Annotated in this window: 25 protein-coding genes and 1 pseudogene; 5 read left to right on the forward strand and 21 right to left on the reverse strand. The window is 64.4% G+C overall.

Annotated elements, in window-relative coordinates:
* Positions 1-6: 6 nt before the first annotated feature.
* From atpB to RP6297_RS14900, 8 genes and pseudogenes are all read right to left on the reverse strand, one after another.
* The gene (atpB, locus tag RP6297_RS14865; protein WP_009239553.1) at positions 7-888 is read right to left on the reverse strand and encodes a F0F1 ATP synthase subunit A; all 882 of its coding nucleotides are present in this window, start codon (positions 886-888) and stop codon (positions 7-9) included.
* Positions 889-1,118: 230 nt separating this feature from the next.
* A complete protein-coding gene (locus RP6297_RS14870) occupies positions 1,119-1,667 on the reverse strand; it encodes an ATP synthase subunit I (protein ID WP_009277232.1) in 549 nt (182 codons plus the stop codon).
* Between the two features lie 349 nt (positions 1,668-2,016).
* The gene (locus RP6297_RS14875) at positions 2,017-2,928 is read right to left on the reverse strand and encodes a ParB/RepB/Spo0J family partition protein (protein WP_009239551.1); all 912 of its coding nucleotides are present in this window, start codon (positions 2,926-2,928) and stop codon (positions 2,017-2,019) included.
* A gap of 17 nt (positions 2,929-2,945) precedes the next feature.
* Positions 2,946-3,731, reverse strand: a complete 786-nt coding sequence (locus RP6297_RS14880; protein WP_009239550.1) for a ParA family protein — start codon at positions 3,729-3,731, stop codon at positions 2,946-2,948.
* Between the two features lie 37 nt (positions 3,732-3,768).
* Complete coding sequence (gene rsmG, locus RP6297_RS14885) at positions 3,769-4,437, reverse strand: 16S rRNA (guanine(527)-N(7))-methyltransferase RsmG (RefSeq protein WP_009239549.1); 669 nt, start codon at positions 4,435-4,437, stop codon at positions 3,769-3,771.
* A complete protein-coding gene (gene mnmG, locus RP6297_RS14890; RefSeq protein ID WP_009239548.1) occupies positions 4,437-6,386 on the reverse strand; it encodes a tRNA uridine-5-carboxymethylaminomethyl(34) synthesis enzyme MnmG in 1,950 nt (649 codons plus the stop codon). The genes rsmG and mnmG overlap by 1 nt, the downstream gene beginning before the upstream one ends.
* A 483-nt stretch (positions 6,387-6,869) precedes the next feature.
* The gene (locus RP6297_RS14895) at positions 6,870-8,018 is read right to left on the reverse strand and encodes an ABC transporter substrate-binding protein (protein ID WP_009239547.1); all 1,149 of its coding nucleotides are present in this window, start codon (positions 8,016-8,018) and stop codon (positions 6,870-6,872) included.
* Between the two features lie 156 nt (positions 8,019-8,174).
* A pseudogene (locus RP6297_RS14900) lies at positions 8,175-8,829 on the reverse strand (short chain dehydrogenase).
* Positions 8,830-8,880: 51 nt separating this feature from the next.
* Between RP6297_RS14900 and RP6297_RS14905 the strand changes: the two are divergent.
* Together RP6297_RS14905 and RP6297_RS14910 are read left to right on the forward strand one after the other, a co-directional pair.
* The gene (locus tag RP6297_RS14905) at positions 8,881-9,066 is read left to right on the forward strand and encodes a hypothetical protein (RefSeq protein WP_397467840.1); all 186 of its coding nucleotides are present in this window, start codon (positions 8,881-8,883) and stop codon (positions 9,064-9,066) included.
* A gap of 5 nt (positions 9,067-9,071) precedes the next feature.
* Positions 9,072-9,287 (forward strand): DUF3820 family protein, encoded by a 216-nt coding sequence (locus tag RP6297_RS14910; protein WP_009239545.1) that lies wholly within the window; start codon positions 9,072-9,074, stop codon positions 9,285-9,287.
* A 12-nt stretch (positions 9,288-9,299) separates the two neighbouring features.
* Here RP6297_RS14910 and RP6297_RS14915 read toward each other — a convergent pair whose 3' ends face one another.
* Positions 9,300-10,196 carry a LysR family transcriptional regulator gene (locus RP6297_RS14915; RefSeq protein ID WP_009277230.1) on the reverse strand — a complete coding sequence of 299 codons (897 nt, stop codon included), beginning with the start codon at positions 10,194-10,196 and terminating at the stop codon, positions 9,300-9,302.
* Between the two features lie 104 nt (positions 10,197-10,300).
* Between RP6297_RS14915 and RP6297_RS14920 the strand changes: the two genes are divergently transcribed.
* Positions 10,301-11,269 (forward strand): SDR family oxidoreductase, encoded by a 969-nt coding sequence (locus RP6297_RS14920; RefSeq protein ID WP_009239543.1) that lies wholly within the window; start codon positions 10,301-10,303, stop codon positions 11,267-11,269.
* Here RP6297_RS14920 and RP6297_RS14925 read toward each other — a convergent pair.
* Complete coding sequence (locus tag RP6297_RS14925; RefSeq protein ID WP_009239542.1) at positions 11,255-11,806, reverse strand: phosphonate degradation HD-domain oxygenase; 552 nt, start codon at positions 11,804-11,806, stop codon at positions 11,255-11,257. The two genes, RP6297_RS14920 and RP6297_RS14925, sit on opposite strands and share 15 nt — an antisense overlap.
* Before the next feature lie 169 nt (positions 11,807-11,975).
* Here RP6297_RS14925 and RP6297_RS14930 point away from each other — a divergent pair, with 169 nt between their 5' ends.
* On the forward strand, positions 11,976-12,353 hold the full coding sequence (locus tag RP6297_RS14930; RefSeq protein ID WP_009239541.1) for a cupin domain-containing protein: 378 nt from the start codon (positions 11,976-11,978) through the stop codon (positions 12,351-12,353).
* On the opposite strand, the gene RP6297_RS14935 is transcribed toward RP6297_RS14930, so the two are convergent.
* Positions 12,343-13,101, reverse strand: a complete 759-nt coding sequence (locus tag RP6297_RS14935) for a sulfite exporter TauE/SafE family protein (protein ID WP_009239540.1) — start codon at positions 13,099-13,101, stop codon at positions 12,343-12,345. The genes RP6297_RS14930 and RP6297_RS14935 overlap by 11 nt on opposite strands.
* A gap of 23 nt (positions 13,102-13,124) precedes the next feature.
* The gene (locus RP6297_RS14940; protein WP_037028785.1) at positions 13,125-13,562 is read right to left on the reverse strand and encodes a hypothetical protein; all 438 of its coding nucleotides are present in this window, start codon (positions 13,560-13,562) and stop codon (positions 13,125-13,127) included.
* A 118-nt stretch (positions 13,563-13,680) separates the two neighbouring features.
* Here RP6297_RS14940 and RP6297_RS14945 point away from each other — a divergent pair, with 118 nt between their 5' ends.
* Positions 13,681-13,905, forward strand: coding sequence for a hypothetical protein (locus RP6297_RS14945; protein WP_009239538.1), 225 nt, complete (start codon positions 13,681-13,683; stop codon positions 13,903-13,905).
* A gap of 246 nt (positions 13,906-14,151) precedes the next feature.
* Here the strand turns inward: RP6297_RS14945 and RP6297_RS14950 are convergent, their stop codons facing one another.
* The 9 genes from RP6297_RS14950 to RP6297_RS14990 all read right to left on the reverse strand — a co-directional run bounded on the left by RP6297_RS14950 (position 14,152) and on the right by RP6297_RS14990 (position 24,587).
* Complete coding sequence (locus RP6297_RS14950) at positions 14,152-15,138, reverse strand: branched-chain amino acid ABC transporter permease (RefSeq protein ID WP_037028784.1); 987 nt, start codon at positions 15,136-15,138, stop codon at positions 14,152-14,154.
* Positions 15,139-15,152: 14 nt separating this feature from the next.
* Positions 15,153-16,037: a branched-chain amino acid ABC transporter permease gene (locus RP6297_RS14955; RefSeq protein ID WP_009239536.1), complete on the reverse strand. Its 885-nt coding sequence runs from the start codon at positions 16,035-16,037 to the stop codon at positions 15,153-15,155.
* An 81-nt stretch (positions 16,038-16,118) separates the two neighbouring features.
* Positions 16,119-17,327, reverse strand: coding sequence for an ABC transporter substrate-binding protein (locus RP6297_RS14960; protein WP_009239535.1), 1,209 nt, complete (start codon positions 17,325-17,327; stop codon positions 16,119-16,121).
* A gap of 75 nt (positions 17,328-17,402) precedes the next feature.
* On the reverse strand, positions 17,403-18,143 hold the full coding sequence (locus RP6297_RS14965) for an ABC transporter ATP-binding protein (RefSeq protein WP_004628584.1): 741 nt from the start codon (positions 18,141-18,143) through the stop codon (positions 17,403-17,405).
* A 94-nt stretch (positions 18,144-18,237) separates the two neighbouring features.
* Entirely contained in the window at positions 18,238-19,008 is a 771-nt protein-coding gene (locus RP6297_RS14970) for an ABC transporter ATP-binding protein (protein WP_009239534.1), read from the reverse strand.
* A gap of 245 nt (positions 19,009-19,253) precedes the next feature.
* Positions 19,254-20,888, reverse strand: a complete 1,635-nt coding sequence (locus RP6297_RS14975; protein WP_009239533.1) for a GMC family oxidoreductase — start codon at positions 20,886-20,888, stop codon at positions 19,254-19,256.
* Between the two features lie 67 nt (positions 20,889-20,955).
* Entirely contained in the window at positions 20,956-21,825 is an 870-nt protein-coding gene (locus RP6297_RS14980; protein WP_009239532.1) for an alpha/beta hydrolase, read from the reverse strand.
* A 75-nt stretch (positions 21,826-21,900) separates the two neighbouring features.
* Positions 21,901-22,368 carry a Cu(I)-responsive transcriptional regulator gene (gene cueR, locus RP6297_RS14985; RefSeq protein ID WP_009239531.1) on the reverse strand — a complete coding sequence of 156 codons (468 nt, stop codon included), beginning with the start codon at positions 22,366-22,368 and terminating at the stop codon, positions 21,901-21,903.
* Positions 22,365-24,587, reverse strand: coding sequence for a heavy metal translocating P-type ATPase (locus RP6297_RS14990; protein ID WP_009239530.1), 2,223 nt, complete (start codon positions 24,585-24,587; stop codon positions 22,365-22,367). Before RP6297_RS14990 ends, cueR begins: the two co-directional genes overlap by 4 nt.
* Between the last annotated feature and the right edge of the window lie 70 nt (positions 24,588-24,657).

The raw sequence follows: 24,657 nt of genomic DNA on the forward strand, positions 1-24,657 counted from the left end.
AACTACTTAGTGGTGTTCATGTGCCTGGCCGATGTACACCAGCGTCAGCATCATGAAGATGAAGGCTTGCAGCAGCACGATCAGGATGTGGAAGATCGCCCACACTGCGCCAGCCACCACGTGACCCACGAAACCCAGTGCCGACGTGTCAGCACCGAACGTCCAGACCGAGCCAAGCAGCGCGATCAGCAGGAACACCAGTTCGCCCGCGTACATGTTGCCGAACAACCGCATGCCCAGCGACACAGCCTTGGCGAGGAATTCAATGATGTTGAGGATCAGGTTGAATGGCGCGAGGTACCACTTTGCGCCGAACGGTGCCGACAGCAGCTCGTGTGCAAAGCCGCCGGCGCCCTTGATCTTGAAGCTGTAGTAGATCATCAGGATCAGCACAGCGAACGACATGCCGAACGTACCGTTCAGGTCAGCCGTGGCCACCGCGCGGTGGTGCGGGACGTGCACGCCGAAGGTACCGAGCAGGTGGTTGACGCCCGTGACCCAGTCCACCGGGACCAAGTCGACCGCGTTCATCAGCGTGACCCACACGAACACCATCAGCGCCAGCGGAGCAATCCAGGAACGATCGCCGTGGATGATGCCTTTGGCCTGGTCATCGACCATCTCGACGACGAGTTCAACGAAAGCCTGGAAGCGGCCCGGGACGCCGGCGGTGACGCGGCGTGCGGCAATGCCCAGGACGATGATGCCGATCAGGCCCATCAATACGGACCAGAACATCGTGTCCCAGTTGATGACGGAGAAGTCGACGACGGAGGCCTGCTTGCCACCGATGCTGTTGAAATTCTGCAAATGCTCCGCGATATACGCGGAAGGCGTGAGAGCGTGCTCGGCGGCGTGGCCGGCGGCTTCTGCGACTTCAGTTGCCATGATGATTCAGTCCAATATTGCGAAACATTCTTCGTGACCCGTTCCGACCCGCGCCCGATTCTGCCAGGTGTTTCCTGGAGATCGCGGACTGCACGCGGCTGAAACATGTCACCTTATTCTTGCAGAGTGTCAGCGCAATGAACCGGGCTTCTCCTGCCTCAGGTCCTTGCCGTGTGCCAACACGCCAGTGTGCCCGCCATGTCGTGGTGGGCTGGAGCCGATTCAACGCACTATCGCAGCGCGAGACCGACCCAATACATCTTGAGCGCCAGGATCAGGGTGATCAGCAAGGGCGGCCAATGCAGGCCCTTGAACACCACCACCACGATCACCAGCAGCGCGACCGTGCCAAGCACCTTGATCGCTTCGCCCACTACGAGGCGGGCGATGGATTCGAACCCCTTGGCCGTCGACAGCCGCATCGCGAACCATGCCGAAGGCACCACGCATACGCCACCGCCCAGCAGCGCCGACAATCCAGCCTCGGCGGCTGACGCAGCGCCCGCTCCCGCGAACCAACTGCCGACATACCAACCGAGCCCACACAACAGTGTGATGGCCACTTGGCCGAGCACGATGGAAAAGGGCGTGATACGCGAGGCCTGCACAGCCTGCTCGCCAAACAGGGCGACCGCTTCGTCATGCGATAGCACATGCACCGGCGGCTCCGCCTGCTGATCATCGTCCCAACTGTCGTGCTTCGGATCCTGCACCGGCTGGGGCCGGGCGGCTTTCAACGAAGCGTAAGAATCGGGCCGTTGCCGGTCGGTTGGCTGCATGGAAGAATGCGCTTTCATCATGCCGCACCGCTTTGGGTCAGGCGGATTTAAAACCGCACGATTTTACGGGACATGGCGTTCGCCAGTCAACGCACAAGCGAACCCTTGTGCGGGCGCCTTCGACAGCACTTCGCGCGGCTGCGTTCCATTCGAAGCGCGCAATACGGTGCTGCTGGCGGGGTAGCGAATCCGGCTGATGGACCGGCGCCCGGTTGATTCCATGATGGTGTTGGTAGCGTCGAGCGTCGATGACGTGCGAGGTAATCGCACCAATTCCGTGCGAGCGTGCGCCCGCAAATGGCGCAGAGGCGCGGATTCCCGCTCCTGCGTCAAACGGTCGCAGGTTCACTCAGGCAGCCTCTTCGCCGGCGTCGAGACGCAGGCGCGCCAGCAGCCCATCGAACTCGTCGAGACTGCTGAATTGCACGGTCAGCTGACCGCGCCCCTTGGCCGCCAGCTTGATCTGCACACCTAGGCCGAGCTGGTCGGCCAGCTCTTCTTCGAGGCGGGCCACGTCGCGGCCGCCTTGGTGCCCGCCCTTCTGCTTCAGCGATTTCAGCTCGAACGGCTTGAGTGTCGACGCCACCAGTTTTTCCGTCTCGCGCACCGACAGGCGCTTGTTGACGATCTGGTTGGCCAATGTGATCTGTGTGGCACCATCGACGGCGAGCAGCGCGCGGGCGTGGCCCATGTCGAGGTCGCCGGCCATCAGCATGGTCTGCACAGGCTGAGCGAGATTGAGCAGGCGCAGCAGGTTCGACACCGCGCTGCGCGAACGCCCGACCGATTCCGCCGCCTGCTCATGCGTGAACTGGAATTCACGCACCAGGCGCGCAATGCCCTGCGCTTCTTCCAACGGGTTGAGATCCTCGCGCTGGATGTTTTCGATCAGCGCCATGGCGGCGGCCGATTCATCCGGCACGTCTTTCACGAGGACGGGCACCTCGGTCAGGCCGGCGAGGCGTGAAGCGCGGAAGCGGCGTTCACCCGCGATGATTTCGTACTTGGGCTTGGCACCGTCGGACTCGACCTTGCGCACCAGAATCGGCTGCATCAGGCCCTGCGCCCGGATACTCGCGGCGAGCTCCTGCAGCGCGCCCTCGTCCATGCGCGTGCGCGGCTGATATTTGCCGGGCTGCATCTGCTCCAGCTTCAGCACCGTCGGCGCGCCCTCTTGCCTGGCGGCTTCGACAATCTCGGCGGGGCTGCCGAGCAGTGCTTCGAGGCCGCGGCCCAGTCCCTTTTTCTTCATCGTGCTCATGTTGTTCCTCTTGCTGCTCAGGCCGGCATATCGGCCATCTGGCGCACGCGCGCGATCATCTCGGCGCCGAAATCCAGATAGGCCTTCGCCCCCTTCGATGCCACGTCGAACGCCACGCCCGGCATGCCGTACGACGGCGCTTCGGCCAGGCGCACGTTGCGCGGGATCACCGTCTTGAACACCTTGTCGCCGAAGTGCGATTCGAGCTGCGCCGAGACCTGCTGCTGCAGCGTCACACGCGGATCGAACATCACGCGCAACAGACCGATCACCTTGAGGTCGCGGTTCAGGTTGGCGTGCACCTGCTTGATGGTGTTGACGAGATCCGACAGGCCTTCGAGCGCGAAGTACTCGCACTGCATCGGCACGACGACGCCGTGCGCGGCACACAGGCCATTGAGCGTGAGCAGCGAGAGCGAGGGCGGGCAGTCGATGAGGACGAAGTCGTAATCGGCTTCCACCTCGGCCAGCGCAAGCTTGAGGCGGTTTTCGCGATGCTCGAGATCGACCAGTTCGACTTCGGCGCCGGCCAGGTCGCGGTTGGCGGGCAGCACGTCATAGCGCCCGGCCTCCGAGTGCTGGCGTGCCTGTGGAATCGTCGCCAGCCCGACAAGGACCTGGTAGACGCTGAATTCGAGCGTGTGCTTATCGATGCCCGAGCCCATCGACGCATTGCCCTGGGGATCAAGGTCGACCAGCAGCACGCGCTGCCCTTGCGCGGCCAGCCCGGCCGCAAGGTTCACCGTGGTGGTGGTCTTGCCGACCCCGCCCTTCTGGTTGGCGATCACGAAAATATTCGACATGACTCCTCTGCGGTGAATGGCTCGCTACAACGTTCGCTCACGCCGACGGCGCGAGGATGACCAGGTGACGCTCAGCCGGCAGCCCCGGCACGGTCAGGCGCTCGATGGCTTCGACGGTCCAGCCGGCGGGCAGGCGTTCGATTTCGGCATCCGGGCGCACGCCCTTCATGGCGACCATGCGGCCGCCGGGCGCCAGCAGGTGCCCGGCCAGATTCACGAAATCGACCAACTCGGCAAACGCGCGTGACGTGATGACGCCGTAGCCGGTGGCATCGGCCAGTTTTTCTACATGGCCCCAATGCGATTGGGCATTGGCCAAGCCAAGCTCGGCGCGGCACTGCGTCAGGAAGGCGGTCTTCTTCTGCACGATGTCGACCATCGTGACGCTGACATCCGGGAAGGCGATGGCCAGCGGAATGCCCGGCAGGCCGCCGCCCGAACCAACGTCCAGCACGCGCGGTGCGTCGGGTTGAGCACGGCGGGCCAGCTCGGCGATGCGCGACACTGCCGACAGGGAATCCAGCAGGTGATGCGTCAGCATGTCGCCGGCATCACGAATGGCGGTCAGGTTATAGACACGGTTCCATTTGGCCAGCAGCCCTTGGTACGCCAGGAGGCGATCGACTTGCGCTTCGTCCAGGGACAAGCCAAGTGCACGGGCACCGGCTTCCAGCTCTGCCCGGGCGTCTGTCAGTGCATTCGCCATCAAGCGGCCTCGCCTTCTGAAGTCGCGCGGGGACCCACTTGGCCACGCAGCACGCCCTTCTTCAAGTGCACGAGCAGCAGTGACACGGCGGCCGGCGTGATGCCGGAGATACGCGAAGCCTGGCCGATGGTCTCGGGCTTGTGCTTCGCGAGCTTCTGCTGGACCTCGATCGACAGACCGCGTACTTGCGAATAATCGAAATCGGCCGGCAGACGGGTGTTTTCGTTCGCACCGAGGCGCTCCACTTCATCGGCTTGCCGGGCGATATAGCCGTGGTATTTGATGCCGATCTCGACCTGCTCGCGGATCTGCTCGGCCAGCAACGGGTCTTCAGCCAACGGCGATTCGAGCGCGTACTTGCCGCCCTGCATGCCCATAAGGGTTTCATACGTCACGTTAGGCCGGCGCAGCAAGTCGGCCAAGGCGTACTCGCGCTCAATGCCTTTGCCCAGGACCGGCTCAGCGTCTTCCAACGGAAGCGTGGCCGGATTCACCCAAGTCGACTTGAGGCGCTCTGTTTCACGTGAAACAGCGTCGCGCTTCCGGTTGAACGCGTCCCAGCGTGCATCGTCGACGACGCCAAGCGCGCGGCCGACCTCGGTCAGTCGCATGTCGGCGTTGTCTTCACGCAGGCTGAGGCGGAACTCCGCCCGGCTGGTGAACATGCGATACGGCTCGGTCACGCCTCGGGTGATGAGATCGTCGACGAGTACGCCCAGATAAGCCTGGTCGCGGCGCGGCGTCCAGGCGTCCTTGCCCTGTACTTGCAGGCCGGCGTTGATACCGGCCAGCAGGCCTTGCGCCGCAGCCTCTTCGTAGCCGGTCGTCCCGTTGATCTGCCCGGCGAAGAACAGACCGGAAATGGCCTTGGACTCCAGTGAAGCCTTCAGCGCGCGCGGATCGAAATAGTCGTATTCGATGGCGTATCCGGGCCGCAGAATGTGGGCGTTTTCCAGCCCGCGCATGGAGTGGATGAGGTCCAGCTGCACATCAAACGGCAGGCTGGTCGACACGCCGTTCGGGTAGAACTCGTTGGTCGTCAGGCCTTCCGGCTCCAGGAAAATCTGGTGGCTGTCCTTGCTGGCGAAGCGATGGATCTTGTCTTCGATGCTGGGGCAGTAGCGTGGCCCTACCCCTTCGATCACGCCCGTGTACATCGGGGAGCGATCCAACCCCGCGCGGATGATGTCGTGCGTGCGCTCGTTGGTGTGCGTTACCCAGCACGGCACTTGGCGCGGATGCATGTCCGCACGGCCCATGAACGAGAACACTGGAACCGGATCAAGGTCGCCCGGTTGCTCTTCCAGCACCGAAAAGTTAATGGAGCGACCGTCAATGCGCGGCGGCGTACCGGTCTTGAGCCGACCTTGCGGCAGCTTCAATTCCTTGAGTCGCGCCGACAGCGACACCGCCGCCGGATCGCCGGCACGGCCGCCGGTGTAGTTATTCAGCCCGACGTGGATCTTTCCATCGAGGAACGTTCCCGCCGTCAGTACCACCGCACGTGCACGGAACTGCACGCCGACCTGTGTCACTGCCCCGACCACGCGGTCACCTTCCACCAACAGATCTTCGACGGCCTGCTGGAAGAGCATCAGGTTCGGCTGGTTTTCGAGGCGATGGCGGATCGCCGCCTTGTACAGTACGCGGTCTGCCTGGGCGCGCGTCGCCCGCACGGCCGGGCCCTTGCTGGAATTGAGGATACGGAACTGGATACCGCCCTCGTCCGTTGCGATGGCCATGGCCCCGCCCAGCGCATCCACTTCCTTGACCAGATGGCCTTTGCCAATGCCCCCGATGGACGGATTGCAGCTCATCTGCCCCAAGGTCTCGATGTTGTGCGTCAGCAGCAGGGTCTGACAGCCCATGCGCGCCGCCGCCAGGGCGGCCTCGGTGCCAGCGTGTCCGCCGCCCACCACGATCACATCGAATTCAATTGGATACAGCATGGCTTCCTCCTCGCATGGAGGCATCGAAAATTTGGAGAAGCGGAATTATAAGTCGCGCAGCTACACCGCAGTTCGACGATGCGGCAATCGAGACGAAATTGACCTGCTTTTCGTGTTTCACGTGAAACATGCACCGCTTGTCGGCCGCGGTTGTGTTTCACGTGAAACACATCAGTGGGCGGGTGCCCGCCCCTCGCCTCCCTGATGCGCACGCAGAAAATCGATAAAGACCGCACCTTGCCGGGCATTTGCGGCATGCGAGGAACTGGAGATGAAAGCGTTACATCGGCGGTCATCAGGGCTCAAGCACCCGAACGAGGGACCGACCGCCATGTGGTGGGCAACGGTGTAACCCGGCATGTGCACCAAGCCAATGCCGGCTTCGCCGCTTCCGTCAGTGCTTGGGCTCCTTTCCTCTTGAAAGCAAAACGCACGGCGCGAACCGTGCGTTTTGTGTGGGCCGATGACGTTTGGGCTACGTCGTCAGTTCTGCAGCTTCCACTTGCCGTCCTTGATCTCGACCATGACGCGCGAGCGCTGATCCAAGCCAAGGTGATCCTTCGCATTCATGTTCATCACGCCGTGGGAGATCGCCAGATTGGTCGTTGTTTCCATCGCGTCGCGCAATCCCTTACGGAACGCCGGTGTGCCGGGTTGCCCCTTTTTCAGCGCTTCAGGCATCGCCTGCGCGAGCAGCAATCCGGCATCCCACATGTGTCCGCCGAATGTGGAGACTTGTCCGCCGTACGCCTTCTCATATGCCGTCTTGTACGCCAGCGCCGGTTTCTTCACCGGGTTGCTGTCCGGAAGTTGCTCAGCAACCAAGATCGGGCCCGCGGGCAGGTACGTGCCTTCGCAGTCCTTGCCACACACACGCAGGAAGTCGGCGTTCGCCACGCCGTGCGTCTGATACAGCTTGCCCTTGTAGCCGCGCTCCTTGAGCGCCCGTTCCGGCAACGCGGCCGGCGTACCCGAGCCTGCGATCAGCACCGCATCCGGATTGGCTGACATGATCTTCAGCACCTGCCCCGTCACCGACGTATCGGTCCGAGCAAAGCGCTCATTGGCGACGACCTTCAGCTTGCGCAATCCAGCCACCTTGTCGAACTCCTGCGCCCACGAATCGCCATAGGCATCGGCAAAACCGATCAGCGCGACCGTCTTCACGCCGTGGTTGGCCATGTGCTCGGCAATGGCGGTCGCCATGTGGGAATCGTTTTGCGGCGTCTTGAAGACCCACGCCCGCTTGGCGTCCATCGGCTCGATGATCCGCGCTGATGCGGCCAAGGTGATCATTGGCGTTTCGTTCTCGGCCACCACATCCACCATCGCCAGCGAGTTCGGCGTGACGGTCGAACCGATCACCAGGTCCACCTTGTCTTCGGTGATCAACTTGCGCGTGTTCTTGACGGCCGTGGTCGTGTCAGACGCATCGTCGAGCACGATGTACTCGATCTTCTTGCCGGCGATTTCCTTGGGGAGCAGCGCGACGGTGTTCTTTTCCGGAATGCCTAGCGAAGCGGCCGGCCCCGTGGCAGACACCGTGATGCCGACCTTCACCTGGGCGAACGCCGTACCTGCCAACAGCGCCGTCGCGGCGAGTGCAATGCGGGATGCGCGCGATACCTTCATGCCGTCTCCTGAGATAGGTCGGGCGGGTCTGCGCCCGCCCTGAATCTACGATTGACCGACCGAAGGGTCGGGGATGATCGAGTCTAGAAGGAGTCACGCCACGCGAGCAAGGGGGGACATACCCCGAAACTTAACGTGTTCACGATCCAGGCGCATTCATCCCACGCGATAGACCCGGCCGCCCTGCACGCCTTCCACACTGCCCCCGGTATGCGAGCGCCCCACGCGCTGCCGAGACCGGCTCGAAGCCTCGAAAGAATGGGCCATACGCTTCCATGGATTCAGTCAGCACCGCCGGGCTGACCGCATTGATGCGGATGCCGCGCGGCAGCTCGCATGCGGCCGCGCGCACAAAGCACTCCACGCCGGCGTTCACGGCCGTCGCGTGGGCGCCTTGTGCGATCGGCTCCTGCCCGACGATGCCGGTCGTGAGTGTGATCGAGCCGCCGTCGTTCAGATAATGCTGGCCGACGAGCGCCAGGCGCACCTGACCGAGCAGCTTGTCCTGCAGGCCAACGTTGAAATCCGCGGCCGTCATCTTTGTCAGCGGCCCGAAGAAGAGGTTGCCCGCAGTGGAGACGATCGCCTCGACGTGGCCGAGCCTGTCGAACGGCGCGGCCACGCTGTCGGCATTGGTGATGTCGAGCTGTTGCTTGCCCTGGGTGCGACCGACGCGGATGATTTCGTGCGCACCGCCCTGCCCCAGTTCCGCCACCACGGCGCGGCCCAGCGTGCCGCTGGCACCAATCACGACGATCTTCCTGTCTTGCTCCCTCGCAAATCCGGTTGGAATGGCGCCTACGACGGCCATGGCTTGCGCGCGGCAGCGGTGACCGGTGCGGGCCTGCTGCTGCAGCCCGAAGTGCTCGTCGCCGAAGACCTGGCAAGCGGCCGACTCGTACGCGTGCTGCAAACATATGCGCCCGAGCCGCGGCCGATTCATGTCGTGTATTGGCAGGATCGGCGGCCACTGCCGAAGCTTTCCGTTTTTGTGGGGCATTTGCTGGCGCAGGTGCCCACGTTCGTCCCCGCATCGGCGGCACAATAGCGCCCATGAACCCCGAAGACCTCCAACGCCTCGTCACCACGCAAATGCCCTTTGGCAAATACAAGGGCCGCCTGATTGCCGACCTGCCGGGCCATTACCTCAACTGGTTCGCGCGCGAGGGTTTTCCGCCGGGGCAGATCGGCCGATTGCTGGCGCTGATGCAGGAACTGGATCACAACGGCCTGAAGGGACTTCTCGACCCGCTGCGCCAGAATCGGTGACAACGCGATCGATCAGTCGCCGTTGATGTATCGCAGCAGCCCCGTCGCCAGCGCATCAAACACGACGCGGCAGCGCGGGCTGTCACGCAGGTCTTCGTGCATGGCGAGCCAGGTGTCGAGCGTGATGGCGATCTGCTCACTGAACAGCCGAACCAAATCCGCGTTGTGCCGCGCCAGGCCGACTTGGCAGAAGCCGATGCCAAAGCCCGCACGCAGCGCGGCAATCGCGGCCAGGTCACTGTCTGTGCGCAGCGCGAAGCGGTTGCGTTGGACCCACGGAAACTGCGCCCGCATGCTGCGCAAGAACGCGTTCTCTTTGTCGTAACCGATCAAGGTGTGGCCAGCCAGTTCTTCTATCGTGGTGGGCATGCCGCGCTGCGCCAGGTAGCGCTGATGCGCGAACAGCCCAAGCTCGATGCCGCCGAGATGCCGCGCGACAAGCACGCCCTGGCTCGGTGGGTGCATGCGCACGGCGATATCCGCTTCGCGGCGCAGCAGGTCTTCCATCCGGTTGGAGGGCACCAGTTCGAGCGTCAGCTCCGGATAGGCGGCGTGCAGGTCGGCGAGGATGGGTGGCAGCACTTCCACCGCCACCACCTCGCTGGCGGTGATGCGCACGGTGCCGCGCACGCCCTCGCCCTGGCTGGAGGCGGCGCGCAGCAAGGCGGCGCTCGTGGCCTCCAGCGATTCCGCAAACGGCCGCAGCGATAGCGCCGCTTCTGTGGGGCTCAGCCCCTGCTGCGTTCGGATGAAGAGCGACATGCCCAGCGCTCGTTCGAGCGCATCGACATGCCGCCCCACCGTCGGCTGCGTCAGCCCCAGCGCGCGGGCGGCGCCCGACAGCGATCCTTCTCGCACGACGGCAAGAAACGTCCGATACAACTCCCAGCCCGGTTCCGATCTGTCCATACAAATTTGTATAGCTGCACGCTTGATATCAACAATTCCATTGAAGCACAGACACGCCCAGAATGCCTCCATCGCAACGCTCTCTCTCACATCAGGAGCAGGTTATGGAACAGGCAAACCAACAGGCAAAACGCATCGCATTGGTGCTGGGCGCCACCGGCGGCATTGGCGGTGAAGTGGCACGCCGACTGGTGGCGCGCGGCTGGCATGTACGGGCGCTGCAGCGCAATCCGGATGCGCTGACGAACCGCAACGCCGCGTTCGAATGGATTCGCGGCGACGCGATGGTGCGCGAAGACGTGGTCGGCGCGGCGCAAGGCGCGGAGCTGATCATCCACGCCGTCAACCCGCCGGGCTACCAGAACTGGGCCGGCTTGGTGCTGCCGATGATCGACAACACCATCGCCGCCGCCCGTGCTTCAGGTGCGCGCATCGTGCTGCCGGGCACGGTGTACAACTTCGCGCCGGACACGTTTCCCGTGCTGCGCGAAACCACCGCCCAGGCACCGCTCACGCGCAAGGGCAAGATCCGCGCGGAGCTGGAGCGCCGCATGCAGGCCGCCAGCGCCGACGGTGTACGCAGCCTGATCGTGCGCGCGGGCGATTTCTTCGGGCCGCAAACCGGCAACACGTGGTTTGCCGGCGCGCTGGTCAAGCCGGGCAAGCCCGTCCGCACCGTCACGCAGCCGGGCGCTGCGGGCATCGGCCATCAATGGGCGTACCTGCCGGACGTGGCCGAAACGATGCTGCGTCTTGTCGAGCAAGGCGACCGCCTGCCGGACTTCGCCGTCTATCACATGCGCGGTCACTGGGACGCCGACGGCACGCAAATGGCCGCCGCCATTGGCCGCGCGGTGGGCCGCCCCGTCAAGACGCGCGCATTTCCGTGGTGGCTAATGCCCGCGCTGGCGCCGTTCTCGGAGATGCTGCGCGAAATGCGCGAGATGCGGTACCTGTGGCAGCACCCGGTGTGCATGGACAACGCCAAGCTCGTGCAGGCGCTCGGCGCCGAACCCCACACACCGTGGGACGAGGCCGTGGGCGCGACGCTGCGCAGCCTAGGCTGCCACTAAAACCCGCGCGGCCGTGGCAAGGAAGTGAGCAAGTTTAGGTGTGCGCTGCCCGGCCACCTTGGCGAGGTCATCCCACTGGCGCAATTGCAGCGCATCGGCAGCGTATGGACGCTGCATGAAGGCCTCGGCCTCGTGTGTCGAAAACACGCCGCCCTGCAACGCCAGGCTGCGTACCGAATCCGCTGATAGGCGTGCGTAGTAATGCGCGTCCATCGCGCACAGGCAGCGCTTGGCATCCACATGCAGGCGGATCGGCTCCAGCACGGCATCGGGAAACGTCGCACGCAGAAACGGCAGCGCAAAGTACTGGTGCTGATCGTCGATGCCGTGGGCGGTCGGCGTCTCGCCCTGCAGGTTCAGCAAATGACCGAGGTCGTGCAGCAGCGCCGCCGTGACCAGCACATCCGACGCGCCGGCCGCCTCCGCCAGCGTCGCCGTCTGCAAGGCATGTTCCAACTGAGTGACGGGCTCGCCGCTGTAGGCAATGTTGCCGTGGCGATCGAATAGCGTGCGGATGTCGTCGAGAGTCAGGGCCATGATGCTGCGCGGGCAAAAGCGGAACCATGCAGCCTAGCCCGCCCATGCGGCACCACCATGACAACGCGCCGCGCATTAGCCCGCGTGATCTGCCCGATTAGAAAGTTTGGTTGGGCATGCGCGGCACGTGGCCTTATCTTCGGTGCCTTCCCCCCCATCGGAGCGCATCATGCTCGCAGGACACGCTGTACAGGTCACCCAGGCGCTGGAACAGGTCACGGACTATTGGTCGCCGCGCGTCGTCGGCCAGGTCAACGACCAATACATCAAGGTCGCCAAGCTCAAGGGCGAATTCGTCTGGCATGACCACCCGAATGAAGACGAACTGTTCTTCGTGGTCTACGGCCACCTGAAAATCGCTTTCGAAGACCGCGCCGATGTGCACCTCGGCCCCGGCGAATTCTGCGTCGTGCCGCGCGGCGTGCGTCACTTTCCCGTTGCCGACGAGGAATGCGGAATCATGCTGATCGAAACCGTGACGACGCAGCACACGGGCGACGTCATTACCGAGCGCAGCGTGGCGCTCGAGAAGCAACTCAACGGATGAAGGCGTCGTAAGCCGTCTTCAAAATCAACGCCAGCACTACCACGATGAACACCTTGCGCACGAAGCGGCTGCCGTGCCGCAACGCGAGGTGGCTGCCGACCTGATTGCCGGCCACGTTGGCCACCGCCATCACCAGGCCGAGTTGCCACCAGACGTGCCCCTTGGCGGCCAGCAGCAACAGCGCAGCCACGTTGGTCGCCAGATTCACGATCTTGGTAGACGCCGACGCGTGCAGGAAGTCGTACCCGAACACGCGCACGAACACGATCATCAGAAAGCTGCCGGTGCCCGGGCCAAACACGCCGTCGTAGAAGCCGATGGCCGCGCCGGCCAGCAATGCCGCCGCGAGCTCGCGCCAGCCCTTGAGGCTCGGAGCATGGTCGGCGCCCAGGTTCTTCTTGGCCACCGTGTAGACGAGCAGCACCGCCAGCACGAACGGCAGCGCACGGCGCAGCGGCTCGGCCGGAATATGCGTGAGCGCCCACGCGCCGAGCAGCGAAAACACAAACGCCGTGACCACCGCCGGTGCCGTGGCGCCCCAATAAATACGCACCGTGCGGCCGTAGCGCACCGCCGCCGTCGCGGTGCCCGACATCGACGCGACCTTGTTTGTGCCGATCAGCGTGGCGGGGGCGATGTTGGGATACGCCGAGAAGAGCGCGGGAATCTGCACCAGGCCGCCGCCACCGGCCACAGCATCGATCAGGCCGGCCAGAAAACCGGCCACGGCGAGCAAAGCGAATTCCATCAGGAGAAACGAAACAGGAAGGATTAGCCCAGCGCCTTGGGCGACGGGCGCGCGCTACGCCGCCAGCAGCCCGATGCGTCGGGCGCAAAGCCGAGCGCTGCGGCGTCTTCAGCCGACAGCGCCGCGGGCGGCAACAGGACGTGGAGTATGCCATGTGCCCTGGCGTACTCATTGACGGCCGCCAGGGCCGCATCGCGCGTGGCCGGGTCACCGGAAAGCACCATCACGCCGACGGGCAACCACGCCACCAAACCGCCCAGGGCCAGATGCGGCACGAGCGTGATCGGTGCCACACCGGCCAACATCTCCCCTTTTTCCACGAGAAAGCACGGATGCACGCTCGGATGAGCGAGCAGCGTATCGACGGCATGCGCAAGCTGCAGCGGCGAGGCGGTCGACGCGACGGCGGCCAGCAGGCGCGGCCGGTCTTCAGGCGTGGCAAGGCGAGTGGAGAAGGTCATGGACAGTTCTGGCGAAGCGCCATTGTCATGCAGCACACGCATAGGCGTCGACAACGAATGCATTTCTCTTGTGAATCGGCGCGAACCAGAATGGATGCGGCACACCACGGAGCCCGCCATGACCGATCCGACGCGCGCCCTCACCCTGCAATTGCTGCAGTCGCTGGCCGAACGGCCCAGGCCTTATGCAGAAGTGCTGGAAACCTGGCGGACGTCATGCCCGCGGCTGTCGATCTGGGAAGATGCGTGCATTGATGGGCTGGTGGACTGCGCGCCCGGATCGCATCTGGTGACGGTCAGCGCCCGCGGCCGGGCGCTCTTGGCGGCGAGCGCCACTGGCTAAACGCGCAAACTAAAAGGCCCTGCCGGGGATCGCCTGGCAGGGCCTTTATCTATTTTGCATCTCCACCGTACATGCGGTGTGTGCTGTCGTCTCCTCGCTCCCGCCTCATTTATCTCGTGCGAAAACCGTAACGAGACTGTAAAAGATGCACCGCAATGCAGCAACTAGAGCAAACCCTTACGGTGCATGAGGCACCAAGTGCAGCCGTTCGGGTGAAATTTACCGGCATCTTCGCGCATTGTGGCGTCAACGTCGCAACCACGGTACGCGCGCCGCAATTTCGCCCATGATGCCGCGCCGGAACGTCAGTACACAGATTACGAAGATCGCGCCCGTGACCGTGGTGACCGATTCGCCAAGGATATTGAAGCCGTCGATGCCGGTGGCGCCAGCCAGGAAGCTGCCGATGTCGCCGAGCTTGTTTTCCAGCGCGATGACGAGCGCCGCACCCAGCAGCGGGCCCGACAGGATACCGAGGCCGCCCACCAGCGTCATCAGGATGACCGAGCCGGACATCGACCAGTGCACGTCGGTGAGCGTCTCGAAGCCGAGCACCAGCGTCTTGAGCGAACCGGCGAGGCCCGTGAGCGCCGCCGACAGCACAAAGGCCAGCAGCTTGAAACGATCGGTGTCGTAGCCGAGGGACGTGGCGCGCGGCTCGTTCTCCTTGATGGCCTTGAGGATCTGCCCGAACGGCGAGTGGATCGTGCGCACGATCAGCAGGAACGCCGCCACCACGATAACCAGCACCACGTAGTACAGCGTCAGGTCCGAAGAGAGGTCGATCACGCCGAACAGCTTGCCGCGCGGCACGCCTTGCAGGCCGTCTTCACCGCCCGTGAACGGCACTTGCAGGCAGAAGAAGTACAGCATCTGCGCCAGCGCCAGCGTGATCATCGCAAAGTAGATGCCCTGACGGCGGATGGCGAGCAAGCCCACGATCAAACCGATGAACGCGCCGGCTGCGGTGCCGGCCAGCAGGCCAAGCTCCGGCGTGACGTGCAGATCGCGCATCATGTAGCCGGCCACGTAGCCCGCGCCGCCAAAGAAGGCCGCATGCCCGAACGACAGCAGCCCCGTGTAGCCCAGCAGCAGGTTGAAGGCGGAGGCAAACAGCGCAAAGCACAGCAGCTTGGCGACGAACACCGGATACGCGCCCACCAGCGGCGCGGCAATCAGCGCCACCAGCAGCAGGCCGTACAGAACATATTTGAGGGAGGAAGAGTTGGTCATGTTGGCCGCGCCGCTCATTTCTCTTTACCGAACAGGCCCGCCGGACGCACCAGCAGCACCAGCACCATGATCACGAACACCACGGTGGCCGACGCCTGTGGATAAAACACCTTGGTCAGCCCCTCGATCACACCCAGGCCCAGGCCGGTGACGATCGAACCGAGAATCGACCCCATGCCGCCGATCACCACCACGGCAAACACGGTGATGATCATGCTCTGCCCCATCAGCGGCGAGATCTGGATGACCGGTGCCGCCAGCACGCCCGCAAACGCCGCCAGCGCCACGCCAAAACCGTAGGTGAGCGTGACCATCAGCGGCACGTTCACGCCAAAGGCTTCGACCAGCTTCGGGTTCTCGGTGCCGGCGCGCAGGTAGGCGCCCAGCTTCGTCTTCTCGATCATGAACCACGTGGCGAAGCACACCGCCAGCGACGCCACCACCACCCACGCGCGATAGTTGGGCAGCATCATGAAGCCGAGGTCGGTGGCACCCTGCAGCAGTTGGGGCGTGTCATATGGCAAGCCAGACACACCGTAGATGGCGCGGAACACGCCTTCGATGACGAGCGTCACGCCCAGCGTAAGCAGCAGGCCATAGAGGTGATCGAGCTTGTAGATGAACCGCAGCAGCGTGCGTTCGATCACCACGCCCAGCAGGCCGATCACCAGAGGCGAGAGCACCAGCATCGCCCAGTACGGCACGCCAAGGTACGAGAAGCCCATCCACGTGAGCACCGCGCCCAGCATGAACAGCGCGCCGTGCGCAAAATTGATGACGTTGAGCAGCCCGAAGATGACCGCAAGGCCCAGGCTCAACATCGCATAGAAGGAACCGTTGACCAGACCCAGCAGCAGCTGGCTGAGCATGGCCGGTAGCGGAACGCCGAAGATTTCCATCGCGGTCAGGGGAAGAACACCAACACAACGTTGATGGCGCCGCCCCCCCACACGGACGGCGGCGCCGGATTGCCTACGCTTTTACTTCTTCATCAGCGAGCACTTCGACTCGGCGGGCGTGGTGAAAGCCTGCTCGCCCGGGATCGTCGCGACAACCTTCAGGTAATCCCACGGCTTCTTCGATTCGGCCGGCGTCTTTACCTGCAGCAGGTACATGTCGTGGATGGCACGGCCGTCCTGGCGGATATAGCCCTTCGTGTAGAAGTCGTCGATCTTGGTCTTCTTGAGCTGGGCGATGACCTTGTCCGGATCATCCGTGCCAGCAGCGGCCACGGCCTTGATGTAGTTCGACACCGCCGAGTAATCCGCTGCCTGCAGGCTGCTCGGCATCTTCTTCATCTTCATGAAGTAGCGGTTGGCGAACTTGCGCGACGCGTCGTTCATGTCCCAGTACCAGCTGTCGGTCATCAGCAGGCCTTCGGCCGTCTGCAGACCCAGGCTGTGCACGTCGTTGATGAACATCAGCAGGCCTGCGATCTTCATCGTCTTGGTGATGCCGAATTCCTTGGCTGCCTTGATCGAGTTGATCGTGTCGCCGCCAGCGTTGGCCAGGCCCAGGATCTGTGCCTTGGACGACTGCGCCTGCAGCAGGTACGACGAGAAGTCCGATGCCGACAGCGGGTGCTTGACCGAACCGACCACCGTGCCGCCGTTGGCCTTCACCACAGCCGTGGTGTCGTTCTCCAGCGAGTGACCGAACGCGTAATCGGCGGTCAGGAAGAACCACGACTTGCCGCCCTGCTTGACCACCGCGCTGCCCGTGCCCTTGGCCAGTGCCACGGTGTCGTACGCATAGTGGATCGTGTACGGCGTGCACTCTTCGTTGGTCAGGCGCGCCGTGCCGGCACCGATGTCGATGAACACGCGCTTCTTCTCGGAAGCCACCTTGTTCATGGCCAGGCCCGTGGCAGAGTTCGTGCCGCCCAGCAGCATGTCCAGGCCTTGCTGGTCCATCCATTCACGCGCCTTCGATGCGGCAATGTCGGCCTTGTTCTGGTGGTCCGCCGTCACGAGTTCGATCGGCTTGCCGAGCACCTTGCCGCCCGCATCCTCGATCGCCATCTTCACCGCCTCGACACCGCCCTGCCCGTCGATGTCGGCATACAGCCCCGAAAGATCCGTGATGTAGCCGATCTTCACCTTGTCGCCGCTCACCTGCGCATGCGCGCCGAATGCGGCCGCCCCCAGCCCTACCGCAATCAATGCACCAGCCAGCTTCTTGAGTGTCATGGTCTTGTCTCCTGTGTCGTGCGCGCCGCGGATCACGCTGGCGCATGGGTCTTGCAAGTCGATCGGAAAAACCTCTTAAACGCCGAGCAGCTCGTGCAGCACCGGCATCTTGTCCTGCAACTGCGCCGCCTCGAAACGCTCGACGATACGGCCGTGTTCCATCACATAAAACCGGTCTGCCAGCGGCGCGGCAAAGCGGAAGTTCTGCTCCACCATCACCACCGTGTAGCCGCGCTTCTTGAGCATCAGGATCATGCGGGCCAGCGCCTGCACGATCACCGGCGCCAATCCTTCGGAAATCTCGTCGAGCAACAACAGGTTCGCGCCGGTGCGCAGGATGCGCCCGACCGCCAGCATCTGCTGCTCGCCGCCCGACAGGCGCGTGCCCTGGCTTTGGCGGCGCTCGGCCAGGTTGGGGAACATCTCGTAGATCTCGTCGATGCTCATACCGGCATTGCCGGTCTTGGCCACCTGGCCCTTCAGCACCGGCGGCAGCATCAGGTTCTCTTCGCACGACAGGCTCGAGAAAATGCCGCGCTCCTCGGGGCAGTACCCGATGCCGCAGTGGGCAATCTTGTGCGTGGGCAGGTCGATCGTTTCCACACCCTGGCCGCCAGCGTCATGCACGACGATGGAGCCTTTGCGCGTGCCCACCAGGCCCATGATGGCGCGCAGCGTGGTGGTACGGCCCGCACCGTTGCGGCCGAGCAGCGTGACCACCTCGCCGCGGTTCACGGTCAGGTCGACACCATGCAGGATGTGCGATTCGCCGTACCAGGCGTGCAGGTCCTTGATCTGGAGCGCGGGCGTGCTCATGCAGTGTTCTCGTGTGTTCGGGTCTAGCGTTCGCTTACGTTTGATGCGCGGCGTGTGGCCGCGTCGCGTGATCGACCAGCGTCGATCAGTGGCCTCAATGGCCTTCCAGCGCCGCATCGGCGGTGCCCATATAGGCCTCCATCACCTGCGGGTTCTTCGAGACGTCTTCGTACGGGCCTTCGGCCAGGATCTGGCCGCGCTGCAGCACCGTGATCTTGTCGGCGATGGACGAGACCACATTCATGTTGTGTTCGACCATCAGGATCGTGCGGCCCTGTGCGACGCGCTTGATCAGCTCCGTCACGCGGTCCACGTCTTCGTGGCCCATGCCCTGCGTGGGCTCGTCGAGCAGCATCAGCTCGGGCTCCATCGCCAGCGTGGTCGCAATCTCCAGCGCGCGCTTGCGGCCGTAGGGCAGCTCCACCGTCACGGTGTGCGCAAACTCCGTCAGCCCCACCTGTTCGAGCAGCTCCATCGCGCGCGCATTCAGCGTGTTGAGCGACTGCTCGCTGCGCCAGAACGCGTACGCCGTGCCGAGCTGCCGCTGCAGTCCAACGCGAACGTTTTCCATCACCGTCAGATGCGGAAACACGGCGGAGATCTGGAACGAGCGGATGACGCCGCGGCGCGCGATCTGTGCCGGCTTCTCCGACGTGATATCGACGCCGTTGAACAGGATCGTGCCGCGCGTGGGCACCAGGAATTTGGTTAGCAGGTTGAAACAGGTCGTCTTGCCGGCACCGTTCGGGCCGATGAGCGCATGGATGGACCCACGCTGCACGCGCAGGTTGACGTCGGACACGGCGGTAAAGCCCTTGAAGCCCTTGGTCAGTCCGCGCGTTTCGAGAATGATGTCCTGCGCCATGATTCCCTCTGGTCTCCCGCCCTTTTTATGGTGCGGATGATTGTCAACGGCTGTTGCGTTGCAAAACATCGGGGTTTTTACCGAGACGATTACACCCTGCTTACCCCCCGGAAACCCGCACCGGTATTGGATTTCCGACTCACGCCCCGGGGTTACGTAGAGTTACCTATCGGGGCAATGCGGATTGCGCATCCAGTGGACACGGGCGGTGTGTCATGCCCGTGTCATCGGCACGCGAGCTGGTGTCAGGCCGGGACGGCCTCACCGCGGGCTCGGGCCTTGCGCGCGGCACGGATCATCTCGCTCGCCTTCTCCGCAATCATGATCGTCGGCGAGTTGGTATTGCCCGACGTAATCGTCGGCATGACGGACGCGTCGACCACCCGCAGGCCCTCGATCCCGCGCACGCGCAGCTGCGCGTCGACCACCGCGTTTGCATCATCGGCGCGCCCCATGCGGCACGTGCCGACCGGGTGGAAGATGGTCGTGCCGATCTCGCCGGCGGCGCGGGCAAGTTCTTCGTCGGTTTGAAACGCCGCGCCGGGCAGGTACTCCTCCGGCTTGTACTGCGCCAGGGCCGGCTGCGCGACGATGCGGCGTGTGAGGCGCAGCGAATCGGCCGCCACCTTGCGGTCTTCCTCGGTCGACAAGTAGTTCGGCGCGATGGTCGGCGCAGCAAACGGGTCGGCGGACGTGACATGCACCGTGCCGCGCGAGGTCGGCCGCAGGTTGCACACACTCGCGGTAAACGCATTGAACGCGTGCAGCGGATCGCCGAACTTGTCGAGCGACAGCGGCTGCACGTGGTATTCCACATCGGGGCGCGACACGTGCGGGTTCGAGCGCGCGAACACGCCCAGCTGCGACGGCGCCATGCTCATCGGCCCGCTTTGGTTGAACGCGTATTGCATGCCGATGAGGGCCTTGCCCCACCAGTTGGAGGCGCGCGTGTTGAGCGTGGGCACACCGTTCACCTTGACCACGCTGCGCAGCTGCAGGTGGTCCTGCAGGTTTTCTCCGACGCCCGGCAACGCCTGGCGCACCGGAATGCCGAGCGCTTGCAGGCGTTCCGGCTGGCCGATGCCGGCCAGCTCCAGCAATTGCGGCGAGTTGATCGCGCCGGCCGACAGGATCACCTCTTCGCGCGCGGCCACGGTGTAGTCCTGCCCTGCTCCGCGATACGTCACGCCAGTGCAGCGCTTGCCGTCAAACGTCAGCGCCCGGACTTGCGCACCCGTCACGATGGTCAGGTTCGGCCGCTGCGATGCCGGGCGCAGAAAGCCCTTGGCCGTGTTCCAGCGGATGCCGCGTTTCTGGTTGACCTCGAAGTAGCCGACGCCAAAGTTGTCGCCGCGGTTGAAGTCGCTCGTGCGCGGGATGCCCGCCTGCACGGCCGCCTCGATGAAGGTCTCGAGCACCTGCCAGTGCAGGCGTTGCGGCTCGACGCGCCATTCGCCGTTGGCGCCGTGCCATTCGTTGGCACCGCCGTGGTGGTTTTCGCTGGCCTTGAAGAGCGGCAGTACCGCATCCCATTTCCATGAATCGTCCCCGGTGATGGCGGCCCAGCCGTCGTAGTCTTCGCGTTGACCCCGCATGTAGATCATCCCGTTGATCGACGAGCACCCACCCAGCACGCGGCCGCGCGGATACCCCAGCGAGCGACCGTTCAGCCCGGGTTCTTCGCGCGTGCGATACAGCCAGTCGGTGCGCGGGTTGCCGATGCAATACAGATAGCCGACGGGGATGTGGATCCAGTGGTAATCGTCCTTCCCGCCCGCTTCGAGCAGCAGGACGGAAACGTCGGGGTCGCGGGTCAGCCGGTTGGCGAGGACGCAGCCTGCGGAGCCTGCGCCGATGATGATGTAGTCGTAGGTGTCCATGTCTCCGTGCTTCTTTTCCTTGGTGTTATTGGTTTTTATTGTTGTGGTGCAACCAATTCACTTCAAATCAAATCCGCGAAGCCAACCACTCCGTCATCTTTCCAAACACCTCGCTACGCAACGGTTCGGCTTCGTTGAAGATCTCGTGATACCCGTTGTCGAACCACGCCAAGGTCCGCAAATCTTCCGGCGCATTCGCATAGAAATCCCGGCTGCCTGACGGATCGACAATCGAATCCGCGCCACCGGCCATCAGCAGCATCGGCGCTTCGAGGCGAGGCGCATCCTGCTGCGCCTGCGTGATCGCATTGAGCATGAATTCGAGCAGCGACGCACTGATCGTGCCCTGCACCAGCGGGTCTGCTCGATAGGCGGCGGCGATGCTCGGGTCATGCGAGAGCTTGGCCGGGTCCACCGGATTGGGCACCGCCAGCTTGGGCGCCAGCGCAGACAGGAGGCCACGCACGATCCCCGCCCCGGGCGGCAATTTCACTCGCAGCGCAGGCGACGACAGCAGCACGCCACGCACGGGGCGGATACGCGCGGTGGTGAAGCGCGCGACGATCAACCCGCCCATGCTGTGGCCGAGCACGAACGGCATCTCGTGCCATTCGGCGACGGCGGCATCGACGATTTCGGCGAGATCGGTGAGGTAGTTGTCTTGCGCGTCGAGCGCCATGCGCGGGCCGCCGCTCTTGCCGTGGCCCCGCAGGTCGAAGGCCCTTACGCGCAGGCCAAGATCGGTGAGCACCTTGGCCACATGCGGATAGCGGCCGCTGTGTTCGGCCATGCCATGGACGAGGATGACGGTGCCGCGCGGCTCGCCGGTGTCGGGCGCGGGCAACCAGGTGCGGACCAGCAGTTCAGTGCCGTCCTTCATGCGCTGGCGGGTTTCCAGTGCTTGATGGGCAGTGACCTGAGCGGGGGCTTGCGTCATCGGCGTCTCCTCCTTGGGTTGCCAGATTGTGGCATAGACGCCGCCTGTCGCAATCTGCGCCAATAGAGCGGCCCGTCAGTGGCAGCAGGCGTCGAGGTCGGACTCGGGGCCGCCTTCACCGCCCTCGCCGGCCACGCTCTGGAGGATCGGGCAATCGGGGCGATCATCGCCGTGGCACGCATTGGCGAGCGTCATGAGCGTGTCGCGCATGGTCTGCAGCTCGCTGATGCGCGCGTCGAGATCCGCCACGTGGCGCAGGGTGACGGCCTTCACATCGGCGCTGGCCCGTTCGCGGTCGTTCCATAGCGAAAGCAGCGTGCGGATTTCTTCCAGCGCGAAACCCAGCGAGCGCGACCTGTGGATAAAGCGCAGCACATGCAACGCCCGCGCGTCGTACATGCGGTAGTTGCCTTCGGTGCGCGGACTCGGCGGCAGCAGGCCGATGCTTTCGTAGTACCGGATCATCTTGGCCGACACGCCACTGGCCTTTGCGGCCTCGCCAATGTTGACGGGGCCTTTGTCGATCAGATCGGTGCGCGTCATGCGTTGTCTCCGGTGGCGCGCCAGCGGCGCAGCATCAGCGCATTGGTGACCACGCTCACGCTGGAGAACGCCATGGCCGCGCCTGCAAATGTCGGGTTCAGCAAGCCGAATGCCGCCAGCGGAATGCCCACCACGTTATAGATGAAGGCCCAGAACAGGTTCTGGCGGATCTTGGCCACGGTGCGGCGCGAGAGGTCCAGCGCGTCGCTCACCAGACGCGGCTCGCCGCGCATGAGCGTGATGCCGGCAGCCTGCATCGCCACATCGGTGCCTGTGGCCATGGCAATGCCGACATCGGCCGCCGCCAACGCCGGCGCGTCGTTGATGCCATCGCCGACCATCGCCACCACATGGCCGCCCTGCTGCCATGCCGTCACACGCGCGGCCTTGTCCTGCGGCAGCACTTGCGCGGCCACTTCATCGATGCCGAGTGCCTGCGCCACGCTGCGCGCTGCCCCAGCGTTGTCGCCGGTCACGAGCGCGGTGCGCACGCCGCGCGCCTGCAGCGCGGACACGGCCTCTTTCGCGCCGGGCTTGAGCGCATCGCCAAAGGCAATCAGCCCGCGCAACTGCACGCCGCTTTCGCCACGCTGCGCAAGCCACGAGACGGTGTTGCCTTGCGCCTCCAGCGCATCGGCGCGCGCTTGCAATGCGCTGCGATCAAGCCCCAGTTCATCCATCCACCGGGCATTGCCGAGTTGCAGCGATGCGCCATTCACGATGCCCCGCGTGCCGCGTCCGGCCAGCACTTCCGGCGATTGCGCGGGCGTGATAGCGCGACCCCGCTCCTTGGCATAGTCGCGCGTGGCCTGTGCCAGCGGATGCGTGTTCTCGGCCTGCAGCGCGGCAAGCTGATCGAGCAGCATGTCGGCGTCGATGCCGGATGCCGGTTCCACCGACGTCACACGCGGCCGGCCGACGGTGAGCGTGCCCGTCTTGTCGAAGACGACGAAATCCACTTGTTGCGCGCGTTCCAGCGCCTGCGCGTCCGCAATCAGGATGCCGCGCCGCGCGCCCGCACCCGTGCCGGCCATGATGGCGGACGGCGTCGCAAGACCCAGCGCACATGGGCAGGCAATTACCAGCACGGCAACAGCGTTGACGATGGCCGTCTCCCACCCCGCACCAGCGATGAACCAACCGGCCAGCGTGAGCAGGGCCGCCACCAGCACCGCCGGCACAAAGATGGCGCTCACGCGGTCGACCAGTTGCTGGATCGGCGGCTTGGCGGCCTGCGCGTCTTCCACAAGGCGGATGATGCGCGAGAGCATAGTGTCTGCGCCGATCGCCGTGGTGCGCACGAGCAGCACGCCGTCGGTGGCGATGGCGCCGGCGGTCACGCGGTCGCCATCGCGCTTGGGCACGGGCAGGCTTTCGCCGGTCAGCATGGATTCATCGACGTGGCTTGCGCCTTCCAGCACCACCGCATCCACGGGGATGCGTTCACCGGCGCGCACGGACACCACGTCGCCGACGCGCACCTGGGCGACAGGGGTATCGCGCAGCGTGCCGTCGGCACCGCGCACGCGAGCGGTGTCGGGACGCAGCGCCTGCAACGCACGGATGGCCTGGGCGGTCTGGCGCTTGGCACGCACTTCCAGCCACTTGCCAAGCCGCACCAGCGTGATGACCACGGCGGCGCTTTCGAAGTACAGGTGCGGCGCATGATGCATCCCGTCCGCCCCGGCGCGCCACCAGAGCCACAGCGACAGCCCGTACGCCGCCGACGTGCCGAGCGCGACCAGCAGATCCATATTGCCGGCACCCGCACGGAGCGCCTTCCAGCCGGCCTTGTAGAAGCGTGCGCCAATCACGAACTGCACAGGCGTTGCCAGCAGCCATTGCACCCAGGGCGGCAACATCCAGTCGGCACCGAACCACCCGGCAATCATGGGCAATACAAGCGGCACAGACAGTGCAGCGGCAATGCACACAGGGCCGGCGCCTTCCCAGAAGTCGGGTTCGGCAGCAGCGGGCGCAGCGGTTTCATCAGTAGCGACGCGGGCCTGATAGCCGGCCGCGGTAACAGCGGCGATCAGCGCATCGCTTGCCGCGCCGCCTTGCACGCGGGCCCGCTCGGTCGCGAGATTCACGCTCGCTTCGGTCACGCCGGGCACGGCACGCAAGGCACGTTCGACACGGCCCGCACAGGCAGCGCACGTCATCCCACCGATATCGAGATCGGTCGAAAGCACGTCGGGAAGGCTGGCTGCAGTCATGAAAGCGTCCGTTCTGAAGAGATGGCATCAGCCTAGACCTTCCCATCTTGGTAAGGTCAAGCGTCATTTT

The organism is Ralstonia pickettii, assembly GCF_016466415.2.
Taxonomy (GTDB): Bacteria; Pseudomonadota; Gammaproteobacteria; order Burkholderiales; family Burkholderiaceae; genus Ralstonia; species Ralstonia pickettii.